The organism is Frankia sp. Mgl5 (assembly GCF_023242985.1).
GTDB lineage: Bacteria > Actinomycetota > Actinomycetes > Frankiales > Frankiaceae > Parafrankia > Parafrankia soli.
On record NZ_JALKFY010000676.1, the window covers coordinates 46288 to 58561 of the forward strand.

Annotated in this window: 11 protein-coding genes; 4 read left to right on the forward strand and 7 right to left on the reverse strand. The window is 72.1% G+C overall.

The features are described from left to right. Positions 1-129 precede the first annotated feature (129 nt). The 3 genes from ispF to MXD62_RS23225 form a co-directional block, all read right to left on the reverse strand. Positions 130-612: a 2-C-methyl-D-erythritol 2,4-cyclodiphosphate synthase gene (gene ispF, locus MXD62_RS23215; protein ID WP_012157806.1), complete on the reverse strand. Its 483-nt coding sequence runs from the start codon at positions 610-612 to the stop codon at positions 130-132. Continuing rightward, on the reverse strand, positions 609-1298 hold the full coding sequence (ispD, locus tag MXD62_RS23220; protein ID WP_248831584.1) for a 2-C-methyl-D-erythritol 4-phosphate cytidylyltransferase: 690 nt from the start codon (positions 1296-1298) through the stop codon (positions 609-611). Before ispD ends, ispF begins: the two co-directional genes overlap by 4 nt. Before the next feature lie 204 nt (positions 1299-1502). After that, on the reverse strand, positions 1503-1985 hold the full coding sequence (locus MXD62_RS23225; protein ID WP_006545253.1) for a CarD family transcriptional regulator: 483 nt from the start codon (positions 1983-1985) through the stop codon (positions 1503-1505). Positions 1986-3111: 1126 nt separating this feature from the next. Here MXD62_RS23225 and MXD62_RS23230 point away from each other — a divergent pair. The 4 genes from MXD62_RS23230 to MXD62_RS23245 all read left to right on the forward strand — a co-directional run bounded on the left by MXD62_RS23230 (position 3112) and on the right by MXD62_RS23245 (position 7925). Beyond that, on the forward strand, positions 3112-3900 hold the full coding sequence (locus tag MXD62_RS23230; RefSeq protein WP_248831585.1) for a hypothetical protein: 789 nt from the start codon (positions 3112-3114) through the stop codon (positions 3898-3900). Between the two features lie 355 nt (positions 3901-4255). Continuing rightward, complete coding sequence (gene radA / locus MXD62_RS23235; protein WP_248831586.1) at positions 4256-5728, forward strand: DNA repair protein RadA; 1473 nt, start codon at positions 4256-4258, stop codon at positions 5726-5728. Positions 5729-5874: 146 nt separating this feature from the next. Beyond that, the gene (gene disA / locus MXD62_RS23240) at positions 5875-6954 is read left to right on the forward strand and encodes a DNA integrity scanning diadenylate cyclase DisA (protein ID WP_248831587.1); all 1080 of its coding nucleotides are present in this window, start codon (positions 5875-5877) and stop codon (positions 6952-6954) included. A 95-nt stretch (positions 6955-7049) separates the two neighbouring features. Next, positions 7050-7925: an A/G-specific adenine glycosylase gene (locus MXD62_RS23245; RefSeq protein ID WP_248831588.1), complete on the forward strand. Its 876-nt coding sequence runs from the start codon at positions 7050-7052 to the stop codon at positions 7923-7925. A gap of 106 nt (positions 7926-8031) precedes the next feature. On the opposite strand, the gene MXD62_RS23250 is transcribed toward MXD62_RS23245, so the two are convergent. The 4 genes from MXD62_RS23250 to pstC form a co-directional block, all read right to left on the reverse strand. Next, positions 8032-9099 (reverse strand): response regulator transcription factor, encoded by a 1068-nt coding sequence (locus MXD62_RS23250; protein WP_248831589.1) that lies wholly within the window; start codon positions 9097-9099, stop codon positions 8032-8034. A gap of 11 nt (positions 9100-9110) precedes the next feature. Continuing rightward, positions 9111-9887, reverse strand: coding sequence for a phosphate ABC transporter ATP-binding protein PstB (pstB, locus tag MXD62_RS23255; protein ID WP_248831590.1), 777 nt, complete (start codon positions 9885-9887; stop codon positions 9111-9113). A gap of 104 nt (positions 9888-9991) precedes the next feature. After that, positions 9992-11059: a phosphate ABC transporter permease PstA gene (gene pstA / locus MXD62_RS23260; RefSeq protein WP_248831591.1), complete on the reverse strand. Its 1068-nt coding sequence runs from the start codon at positions 11057-11059 to the stop codon at positions 9992-9994. Further along, positions 11056-12207 carry a phosphate ABC transporter permease subunit PstC gene (pstC, locus tag MXD62_RS23265; RefSeq protein WP_248831592.1) on the reverse strand — a complete coding sequence of 384 codons (1152 nt, stop codon included), beginning with the start codon at positions 12205-12207 and terminating at the stop codon, positions 11056-11058. The genes pstA and pstC overlap by 4 nt, the downstream gene beginning before the upstream one ends. Positions 12208-12274: the final 67 nt, after the last annotated feature.

Sequence of the window (12274 nt, forward strand, 5' to 3'; positions counted from 1 at the left end):
TGACCCACGACCATTTCGGACGACCGCGGGCACTGACAGCCACAGGCACTGTCACGTGCGTCCGGTCAGACGGGTCCCGCCGGGCACGGGGTAGTCGGGCGCCGAGGGTCGGGGGCCGGGCCGAGAACGTCAGACGCGGGTGACCAGAGCCGTCGCGATGGCGGCCAGGCCCTCGCCGCGGCCGGTGAGGCCCAGCCCGTCCGTCGTCGTCGCCGAGAGGTTCACCGGGGCGCCCAGCGCCGCCGACATCGCCTCCTGCGCCTCGACCCGGCGCGCGGCCATCCGCGGGCGGTTGCCCACCACCTGGACGGCGACGTTCCCGATCAGCCAGCCGCCCTCGGCGAGCAGGCGCGCGGTCTCGCCGAGCAGCGCCGCGCCGGACGCACCGGACCACTCGGGGCGACCGGTGCCGAACACGGCACCGAGATCACCGATGCCGGACGCGGTGAGTAGCGCGTCGCACGCGGCGTGCGAGGCGACGTCACCGTCGGAATGCCCGGCGAGCCCCGTCTCCCCGGGCCACAGCAGGCAGGCGACCCAGCACTCCCGCCCCTGCTCGAAGGGATGGACGTCGACACCTGTGCCCACCCGGGGCAGCGACGGTTCGGTCACCGCTGCCCGTCGCCGGGTGCGAACTGGGCCAGCAGGGCCTCCGCGAGGACCAGGTCAGCTGGTCGGGTCACCTTGAACGCCTCCTCGGCGCCGGGGATCGTCGTCACCGGCACCCCCAGAGCTTCCACCAGGCCGGCGTCGTCGGTGACCGGCAGGTCCCGGTTCGCGTAGGCCGTGCGCAGGATGTCCCGCCGGAAGCCCTGTGGGGTCTGCACCGCGCGCAGGACGTCCCGGGGTGGGGTCCGCACCACCCGGCCGTCGGCGTCCACCTCCTTGACGGTGTCCGTCACGGGCAACACGGGGATGACGGCGGGATGGCCGTCGAGCACCGTGGTCGCGACGGCGTCCACCAGTTTGGCGGGCGTGAGCGGCCGCGCCGCGTCATGCACGAGGACCACGCCGATGTCGTCGTCCAACGCCTCGAGCGCGGCGCGGACCGAGTCCACCCGCTCGGCTCCGCCGGGGACGACGCGCACCCGCGGACCGAGGATCTGGCTGACCACCTCGACGAGGGTCGGCGGTGCCGCGACCACGACCTGGGAGACGAGCGTGGACGACAGAAGCGTCTCCACCGCGCGCAGAAGCATCGGCCGGCCCGCGAGCGGCCGCAGCGCCTTCGGCGTGCCACCGCCGAGACGCTCGCCTCGCCCCGCCGCCGGGACGAGGGCCCCGACCCGAGTGCTCACCAACTCCGGCCGCCGCGGCGACCGCGCCTACCCACCCGTGAGATCCGGGCGGGCGAGAGGCCCCCTTCCGGGGGCACTCCCACGGGGATGAAAATCCGCCGCAACCACGATTCGGTCGGAAACATCAAGCCTTCCGCTGACGTCGGACGGCGCACGCAATGCCGTCCCGGTGTTGCCGACCGCGCATGTTCGAGCCTGCCGGTATCAGCCGGCGAGAACCTCGTCGAGCATGGCTTCAGCCTTGTCCTCATTGGTTCCCTCGGCGAGCGCGAGCTCGCTGACGAGAATCTGCCGCGCCTTGCTGAGCATGCGCTTCTCACCCGCGGAAAGACCGCGTTCACGATCACGCCGCCAGAGATCACGAACCACCTCGGCGACCTTGTTCACGTCACCCGAGGCGAGCTTCTCGAGATTGGCCTTGTACCGCCGGGACCAGTTGGTCGGCTCCTCCGTGTGCGGGGCGCGCAGCACCTCGAACACACGCTCCAGGCCGTCCTGACCGACGACGTCACGCACCCCGACCATGCCGACGTTGTCGGCTGGAACGCGGACAGTTAGATCGCCCTGAGCGACCTTCAGCACGAGATAAAGTTTCTCTTCACCCTTGATGACGCGTGTTTCAATCGCATCAATCAGAGCAGCACCATGATGCGGGTAAACAACGGTCTCGCCGACTTGGAACGCCATGTGTCACGTGCCCCTTCCGCCTCTACCAGCGTAACACGCACGCATCGCCGCAGGTCAGACGCGCGCTGCTGGCCTGCCGTGGGAAGGGGGCAGCCGTCGTGTTCCGGCCACCCTCCGAGGCCGGCAGGTACGGCACGCGACAGACCTGGCACCGAGCCCGACCGGATCGGCGCAGGTCGGGGGCTATCAACGGGCGACGTGTCCGGTCTGGCGAAACAGATGGCGTTGCGGCGGAAGTTGTCCGGTTGTTGGCATCAAGAGCGTCGCGACACTACCGTCCCTACCCCGCCGGCCCCACATCGACCCGCCGAAGGTCCCCCGGAGCCGCCGTCCGCACCGGGCGTGTCGCGCCGGCTCGGTGGGCCGCTTCCCGCCCCCGTCCGCCGCCGCGCCCGCCCGCCCGCTCGCCCGCTCGCGCTCGCCGTGCGACCGAAGACGGGGCGTCCGCCGCGGGGACCGAAGACCCTGTCTCCCAGGGCCCTGCGGCCTTTCTCCCCCGGACCTGTGGAATCCGGTCGGCCCGCCCCGAGGGTGCCGGGCCCTTCCAGGCCCCCCTGTTCGGTGCGCACAACTGGCCCGAGTCATGACGAAGCGGATCCTCCGGACATCTGATCACGCAGATGACATCCGGTTGCGCGAGACGACAGGGAAACGCCATGCTCGCGGTCGCTCACCCGCCCCAGGCCGGCTCCCTTCCGCCAGCTCCACCCGCCGACCTGGTCAGACAGCTGAACCCGCCTGGACCCGCCCCCCGCGGCCACGGCTCCCCCGCCCACACCCGCGCCGCGGCGAACGGGTCCGACCTGCGGGCGGGTTCGCATGGGCCGTTCGGATCTGTTGCCAGCCGTCCGATCGGTCCGAGATGTCGAGCCCAACACGCTAGGCCGCACATAGCGGGCGCGGATGGCTAGTCTTAGCCCCGCACCCGCGGCTCCGACCTGGGACGCGGGTGACCGGGTGCGCTCCCGGTGCGCCACGCGGCGATCCACCGACTGGACGTCGCGACGGCCCGCACCGGTGCGCGCCGGCCGCTGCGGGCCCCCGCAACGGCCACCTGACCGGTCACGACCGATCGGCACCGACGCGCCAGGCGCGCCGGTCCCTGCGCAGGAGGAGCCACCGAGCCGTGAGCCGCCGTCTGGGTGCTCGTTCCGCGACGTCCACCATCCATGGGACGCCGCACGTCGAAGCCACCGAAACCGGTGGTCCGGGCCACGCCCCGGAAGTCGGCGGCGGCCCGAGAACCGCCCGCCGCGGCCGGGTCCGCGCGCGGGCCGCCCTGGCGACATCCGTCGCCGCGGCCGCCGTCGCCGCGGCCGCGCTGAGCGGATGCGCGTCCGGCACCGACGCCCTCACCAACTCCGCCCGCACCACGACCAACGCGGTGAGCGGAGCCGTTGGGTCGGTCACCTTGCGAAATGTCTACGTCGCGGGCCCGGCGAACGAGGGCGGGTCGACACAGATCATCTCCGCCGTGTTCAACGGTGGAGCGGAGGAGGACAGCCTGATCGGGATTTCCTCCCCCGCCGCCAGTAGTGGCACGGCACCCAAGCCCTCGATCATCCGTCCCGGTGCGGGCAACATCTACATCGCGAACGGTTCGGCGCCCACGCTGACCGGCCTGAACGAGACGCTGGCCGTCGGCGACGAGGTGCCCGTCACCTTCACATTCGCGAAGGCGGGCAGCGTCACCCTCGACGTGCCGGTCGAGGCCCCGGCCCCCGGGGCGTCCGGTGGCCCGGTGGCCCCGACGGTGCCCGCGGAGACCTCGGCGTCCCCGTCCGGCACCGCCACGCCGTCCAGCGGCGCGCCAGCCGAAAGCGGCGCACCGGCGGTCGGCGGCACGACGACCGAGCCCGGCGCCCCCGCGGAGAGCCCGGCCCCCGCTGGCGCCCCCACCGCCCCGACGGCCTGACCCACCCGCGGCCGGGGCAGGTCTCCGGGTCGGTGCCAGGAGGCAGGCTGCCGGGCCCCGACGACCGTCCGGCCGCCGTCTTCCCTTGATCTGCACGAAGTGTGGCGGGTCAGTAAGTCCATGGACTTACTGACCCGCCACATTTCTGTGAGCAGGTCCCGTTTCGGCCGCCGGGCCGCCGGGCCGCGGTTCAGCCGCTGGGCCCGGCTTCGGGGATCAGGCCCGCGCTCTGGTGCCGAGCAGCTCCTCGGCGGTGCCCTGAGGGGCTCCTCAGCAGTGCCCGGAGGTGGGAGCCCGCCCTGCTGCAGGTGGGAGCTCGCCCTGATTGTCGGACCTACCGGCTACGGTGGCCGCCATGTCGTCTACAGGTCCCGCGGCGCGGTCCGGTGCGAGCGCAGGACGTGCCTCCTCGCGGGCGGGCGCGGGTTCCCGCAACCCCGCGGGTGGTTTCCGGTGCTCGGCCTGCGAGGCCGAGGCCGTTCGGTGGGCCGGCCGGTGCCCGCGTTGCCAGGCCTGGGGCACCCTCGAGGCGCAGGCACCCGCCCCCCGCCGGGCCGGCGGGTTCTCGGGTGGGCTGGGTGGCACCGGTCGCATCGGTGCCGCGGCCCCGGTGACGGCGCCGGCCACCCCGGTCACGGCGGTCGACGTGACGACCGCCCGCTCGCGGCCCACCGGCATCGGTGAGCTTGATCGCGTGCTCGGCGGCGGGATCGTCCCCGGGGCGGTGATCCTGCTCGCCGGGGAGCCGGGTGTGGGCAAGTCGACCCTGCTGTTGGAGGTCGCCGCCCGCAGCGCGGCCACCGGGTCGCGCTCGCTCGTCATCACCGGGGAGGAGTCCGCCGCCCAGGTCCGCCTGCGCGCCGGGCGGACGGGCGCGCTGCATCCCGATCTCTGGCTGGCGGCCGAGACCGATCTTGGCGCGGTGCTCACCCATGTCGAGCAGGTCCAGCCGGCCCTGCTGGTCGTCGATTCGGTGCAGACCATCTCCTCCTCCGGCTTCGACGGGTCGGCCGGCGGGGTGACGCAGGTACGCGAGGTCGCCGGCGCCCTGATCCGCACCGCCAAGGCGCTCGGCCTGGCGACCGTGCTGGTCGGTCACGTGACGAAGGAGGGCGCCGTGGCCGGGCCGCGGCTGCTCGAGCACCTGGTGGACGTCGTCCTGCACTTCGAGGGCGAACGGCACTCGACACTGCGTCTCGTCCGCGCCGGCAAGAACCGCTACGGCCCGGCGGACGAGGTGGGGTGCTTCGAGATGCACGACTCGGGCATCCGCGAGGTCGCCGATCCCAGCGGGCTCTTCCTGTCGCGGTCCGGCGGCGCCGGGCCGGCGGCCGTGCCCGGCACCTGCGTCACGGTGACGGTGGAGGGTCGGCGTCCGCTGGTTGCCGAGGTGCAGGCACTGGTGGCGGAGGCATCGGCGCAGGTGCCGCGCCGCGCGGTGTCGGGGCTGGACGCCGCCCGGGTGGCGATGATCCTCGCCGTCGTCGAGCGGCGGGCGCGGGTCCGGTTCGGCCGCGCGGACGTCTACACGGCGACGGTCGGCGGGGTTCGGCTCGCCGAGCCGGCGGCGGATCTGGCGGTGGCGCTGGCCACGGTGAGCGCCGCACGCGACCGGCCGCTGCCGGGTGATCTGGTGGCGATCGGCGAGGTGGGCCTGGCGGGCGAGGTGCGTTCGGTGGGCGCGGTGCGTGCGCGGCTCGCCGCGGCGGCCCGATTGGGCTTCCGCCGGGCGCTCGTGCCGACCGGGTCCGGTGAGGCGCCGGAAGGGTTGACCGTCCAGGAAGTACCGGACCTTATCGCGGCCATTGCGCACATGTACGACGAATGAACCTGCTTTGGTGATTGCCGGATATGGTGAGGCCGCTGTGAGCCCGCACTGATCCGCATGCGACTTACCGATACCATTACGGCGACGGGCACGACACGGTGGGGGCGTTCGACGCACAGGACGTCGAAGAACAACGAGGGAGCCTGATGGCAGGACCACCCGGGGATGACATCTTCCGGGCGACACTCGCCGCGGTCGCGCCCGGTACCCCGTTCCGTGACGGTCTCGAGCGCATCCTGCGTGGGCACACCGGAGCGCTCATAGTGCTCGGCCACGACAAGGTCGTCGAGGGCCTGTGCACCGGCGGATTCGAGCTCGACGTGGAGTTCTCGGCCACCCGCCTGCGCGAGCTGGCGAAGATGGACGGCGCGATCGTGCTCTCCTCCGACCTCGCGCGGATCGTACGGGCCGCCGTGCACCTCGTCCCGGATCCGACGGTCCCGACCGAGGAGTCCGGCACCCGGCACCGCACCGCGGAGCGGGTCGCGAAGCAGACCGGCTTCCCCGTGATCTCGGTCAGCCAGTCGATGCACATCATCGCCCTGTACGTGGCGGGGCGGCGGTACGTGCTCGACGGCGCCGCGGCCATCCTCTCCCGCGCCAACCAGGCGCTGGCCACGCTCGAACGCTACAAGCTGCGCCTCGACGAGGTCGCCGGCACCCTCTCGGCGCTGGAGATCGAGGATCTGGTCACCGTCCGTGACGCGATCTCGGTGAGCCAGCGGCTGGAGATGGTCCGGCGGATCGCCGACGAGATCGAGAGCTACGTCGTCGAGCTCGGGACGGACGGCCGGCTGCTGTCGCTGCAGCTCGAGGAACTGATGGCCGGCGTCGAGACCGAGCGTGAGCTCACCGTGCGCGACTACCTGCCGGTCGGCTCGCGGGCGGGCAACGCCGCCCAGGTGCTCGCCGAGCTGTCCGCGATGTCACCGACGGACCTGCTCGACCTGACCGTCATCGCCCGGGTGATCGGCTTCTCCGGCGGGGCGGACATCCTCGACCGCCAGATCAGCCCGCGTGGCTACCGGATGCTGGCCAAGGTCCCGCGCCTGCCGCGGATGGTGGTGGACCGCCTCGTCGACCACTTCAGCACCCTGCAGAAGCTGCTCGCCGCCGGGGTCGACGACCTCCAGGCGGTTGACGGCGTCGGTGAGACCCGCGCCCGCACGGTCCGTGAGGGGCTCTCCCGGCTCGCGGAGTCGAGCATCCTCGAACGCTACGTCTGAGAGCGCGCGGTAGGCGGTGCGGCGGCGGGAGGCGGCCGCGGGCGGGCTGAGGGCCGGCGGTGGGCGGTGTGCCGGGGCTTGAGACGATTCCCGCGATGACATCCGTGCGAATGGCTGACGAGGTGCTGGAGTGGTTCGCGGTCTGTGCCCGCGACCTGCCCTGGCGGCGGCCCGAGACGACGCCGTGGGGCGTCCTCGTCAGCGAGATCATGTTGCAGCAGACGCCGGTCAACCGGGTCCTGCCGGTCTGGGTGGAGTGGCTCAGCCGCTGGCCGACACCGGCCGACCTCGCCGCGGAGCCCTCCGGTGAGGCCGTGCGGGCGTGGGGGCGCCTCGGCTACCCCCGCCGGGCTCTACGACTGCACCAGGCCGCCACCGCGATGCTGGAACGGCACGGCGGCGCCGTCCCGGACGAGCTTGACGACCTGCTGGCACTGCCCGGTGTCGGGAGCTACACGGCCAGGGCCGTGGCGGCGTTCGCCTTCCGGCAGCGCCACGCCGTGATCGACGTGAACGTCCGCCGCCTGGTCGCCCGGGCTGTCGAGGGGGTCGCCGAGGGGCCGACGTCGGTCTCCCGGCGCGACCTCGCGCTGGTCGCCGACCTGCTGCCGGCGGACCCGGAGACCGCGGCACGGGCGAGCGCGGCGTTCATGGAGCTGGGCGCGCTGGTCTGCGTGGCCCGGGCGCCCCGCTGCGCCGCGTGCCCCGTCCGGGACAGGTGCGCGTGGCTGGCGGCCGGCAGCCCACCCTCCGAGGGCCCGGCCCGGCGCCCGCAGGGCTACGCCGGAACCGACCGCCAGGTGCGCGGCCGCCTGCTGGCCGTGCTCCGGGAGGCGACCGGGCCGGTCGAGCAGGCCGACCTCGACGCGGTGTGGGACGAGCCCGTCCAGCGCGACCGGGCGCTCGCCGGGCTCCTCACGGACGGCCTGGTCAGCCGGACGGCGCCGGGCGTCTACGCCCTTCCACGCTGACGCCCCGGGCCGCCCGCCCGGACGCCGCGGCCCTCTTTGGCATCCCGCGGACCATTTCACGGCACTTCGGTGCCGCCGAAGTGCCGTGAAATGGTCCGCCCCGAAATCAGGTTGGGCGCGGAGCGGGGGCCCGAAAGCGATATCCGATCCCGCGGATGCTCTCGATGAGCGGTGGATGAACGTCGATGAGGCCACGGGAAGTCACAACCGGGCGCGACGACACGCCGGGAGCGTCGGCGGAGTCGTGTCGCTGCGCGGCGCCGTCGGCCGCGCCGGAGATGGAGTCCCCGAGGCGGCGGCGCAGGCGGCGCACGTGCACCGCCAGCGTGTTCGGGTCGGTGTCGGCCGAGCCCCAGACCTCGGTGAGCAGGGTCTCCCTGGTGACGACCCGCCCGGCGTGCCCGAGCAGCAGGTGCAGCAGCCGGAACTCCCGTGGCGGCATGTGGACGGCGCGACCGTCCACGGTGACCTCGTGCGCGTCGACGTCGAGAACGACCGGCCCGGAGCGCAGCACGCTCGATGCGGCGGGGACCGTCAACGCGCCGGCCGACCCTGACCGGCCCGGCCCGCCGGCGGCCAGCCCGGCGGCGAGGACCCCGCTGAAGCCGCCGGCGCGCTCCGGCCCGGCGCCGAAGCCGCCGGCGCCCTCCGGGCCTCCGGGCGAGCCGGCGTGGCCCGCGGCCGGCATCATCCGGGTGCCTGAACCGCTCAGACCGCCCGAGCCGTCCAGGCCGGCCGTGACGGCCGCCAGGCCGCCGACGGCACCGACCATCGCCAGCACCTCGTGCAAGCGGTACGGCTTGCCCACGCAGGCGCTCGCCCCGGCCTCGAGCGCCGCCGCGGCCTGTTCCCAGTCACCGGGGCCGACCGCGAACAGGATGGGCGTCGTGTGCCGGCCCGCCACGGAGCGGACCGTGCGGATCACGGTGACGCCGTCCACCACCGGCAGCCGTGCGCTGATCAGCACGGCAGACGGGTCGAGCCGACCGATCTCGACGAGGGCCTGGGCGCCGTCGGTGACGACGCTGACCTCCACGCCCTGGCCGCGTAGTACCGGTAGCAGTTCGTCGTTCGCCTCGTCGTCGGCGATGAGCAGCGAGGGCGAGGGCTGCCCGTGATCTGGCGCGGCGGGGGCGACCGCACCGTCGCCCCCGCCGCTGACCGTCGGCCACACGTCGGGAGATCTCAGCCGAACTTCCCGGAGACGTAGTCCTCGGTACGCTTCTCCTTCGGGTTGCTGAAAATCTGCGAGGTGCGGTCGCATTCCACCAGCCGTCCCGGTTCGCCGGTCTTCTCCAGCGAGAAGAACGCGGTCGTCTCGCTCACGCGGGACGCCTGCTGCATGTTGTGCGTGACGATCACGATCGTGTAGCTGGACCTGAGCTTCTGGATCAGATCCTCGATCGCGAGGGTGGAGATCGGGTCGAGCGCGGAGCACGGCTCATCCATGAGCAGCACCTGCGGCTCGACGGCGATCGCGCGGGCGATGCACAGTCGCTGCTGCTGGCCACCGGACAGGCCGGCGCCGGGCCGGTTGAGCCGGTCCTTGACCTCGTCCCACAGGTTGGCGCCGCGCAGCGACTCCTCGACCCGCTCGTCGAGCAGGTTCTTCTTGCGGATGCCGTTCAGTTTCAGCCCGGCGATGACGTTCTCGTAGATCGACATCGTCGGGAACGGGTTGGGCCGCTGGAAGACCATGCCGACGTTGCGGCGGACGTTCACCGGGTCGACCCCGGGGCCGTACAGGTCCTCCCCGTCGAGCAGGACCTTGCCCTCGACCCGGGCACCGGGGAGGACCTCGTGCATCCGGTTGAGCGTCCGCAGGACGGTCGACTTCCCGCAGCCGGACGGCCCGATGAAGGCCGTCACGGTCTTGGGCTCGATCGTCAGGTTCACGTCGGCTACGGCCTTGAACTTCCCGTAGTAGGCGGTCAGCCCCGAGATGTCGATACGGGTGGCCATTGCTACCTCGACTCAGGTGTTTGTGCGGTCGGTCGGTTCGTGGAAGTAGGCAGTACCCGGACTGCCCACCGGTGCCCTGGGCGGACGACGACGGCCACCGCGGGCTACCTGATCGTCGCCCGGCGCGCCACGAGCCGAGCGAGCAGATTGAGCAGCATGATGATGATAATCAACACGAGCGCCGCGGCCCAGGCTCTGTCGATCGCGACCTGCTGTGGCTGTCCGGCCTGTGAATAGATATACAGCGGCAGGGCAGACTGCTCACCGGAGAACGGATTGAAGTTGATCGAGTTCGCGCCGAAGACGGTCAACAGCAGCGGCGCCGTCTCGCCGGCGACCCGGGCGACGGCCAGCATGACGCCGGTGACGATTCCCGGCAGCGCGGTCGGGAGCACCACCTTCAGAATCGTCCGCCACCGGGTGACACCGAGCGCATAGCTCGCCTCGCGCAGCTCGTCGGGGACGAGTTTCAGCATCTCCTCGGCGGACCGCACGACCACCGGAATCATGAGAATCGTCAGGGCGAGGGCGCCGGCGAAGCCCGAGAAGCTCTGCCCCAGCGCGAGAATCCAGAAGCCCAGCACGAACAGACCCGCGATGATCGACGGGAGGCCGGTCAGGACGTCCACGAAGAAGCTGATCACCCGGCTGATCCGGCCGGTTCCGTACTCGACCAGGTAGATGGCGACCAGCAGCCCGAACGGCACCGCCATGATGCTCGCCAGCCCGACCTGTTCGAGGGTGCCGATGATCGCGTGGTAGATGCCGCCGCCGGCATCCCGGGCCCTGATGCTGCGCATCGAATGCGTGAGGAAGTTCCCGTCCAGCCGACTCGCGCCCCGCGTCACGACGCTCACGATGATCGCGAGCAGCGGAATCAGCGCGAGGAGGAACGAGCCGAACACGGCCGAGGTGACGAGTCGGTCCCGCGCCCGCCGCGACCCCTCCACCATGACCGACGCGATCGTCTGTCCGACCCCGAACAGAATGAGCGCGATCAGGACGAACTGGATGCGGCTGTGGATGGACGTCACCAGGTAGAGCAGGACGGTCAGCGCGACCGCACCCACCGCTATGGCGCCGAGCACCGGCCGGCCGAGCGTCTGCCCGCGCAGGTTCAGCGAGCTGCCGCCGACAGGGGCCGGCGGCGCCGTCGTCGTCGCGGTGCTCATGCCGCGCGCCCCGAGAACTCGCGACGCCGCGCGATGACGGCTCGAGCAATCATGTTGACCACCATCGTGACGACGAAGAGAACGAGACCGGACGCGATGAGAGCGCCCTTTCCGATGTCGTTTGCCTCACCGAAGCCGTTCGCCACGTTAGCGGCGATCGTGTTTCCGGCGGGAGTGAGGATCTTCCAGGAGATGTTGAAGGAGGCCGGCAGGACGAGGGCCACCGCGATCGTCTCGCCCATCGCCCGGCCGAGGCCCAGCATGGAAGCACTGATCACACCCGGCTTGCCGTAGGGAATGACCGCCGTCCGGATCATCTCCCAGCGGGTGGCGCCGAGCGCCAGAGCGGCCTCGCGGTGCGTGATGGGAACCTGGGAGAAGACCTCCCGGGATATCGCCGCCACGATCGGGAGAATCATGATTGCCAGCACCACGCTGGCCAGGAACATCGAACGGCCGACCGTGCCGGCACCGGTGTCGAAAAGCGGGATCCAGCCGAAGTAGTCGGCCAGCCAGGACTGCGTCCCGTTGAAGTGCGGAGCGAGGACGATCAGGCCCCAGAGACCGTAGATGACGCTCGGTACGGCCGCGAGCAGGTCGACGATGAAGCCGAGCCCGGAGGCCAGCCGGCGAGGCGCGTAAATGGTGATGAAAAGCGCGATGCCGACCGCGACCGGAACCGCGATGAGAAGCGCCCCCACGGCGGAGACCAGAGTTCCGAACAGGAGGGCGGCGACGCCGAAGACGGGCGGGTCGGCGTTGGCTCGCCATTCCTCGGTGGTGAGGAAGTTTCCGGTGTTCGCGCTCAGGGCGTCGGTGGCCCGCAGCACCAGGAAGATCGCGATCAGGGCGATGAGCACGAGCAGGCTGACGCCCGCCGTCCTGGTCAGGTTCTTGAACACGACGTCGGCCAGGCCGACCTTCGGCTTGGCGTCCGCCGGCGGTGTGATGTCCGGCGGCACGAGTTCCGGCGGCGTTGTGTCCGTCGGTGCCACTCCCGGCGGTGTCGCGCCCGCCGCTGTGATGTCCGTCGGCGTGGTGCTCGTCGGCGCGGCCTCCGCCGCTGGTGCGGTGGCCGCCTCCGGGGTGGTCGGTGAACCGGTCCCCCGAGACCCGGCGTCGGCCGGGCTACCCGGCTCAGTCGTCATCCGTACCTACCTCGACTCTTCCTCCCTCAGGGGGCAGCCGGCGCGGCTGCCGGTCGGATCGACCGGC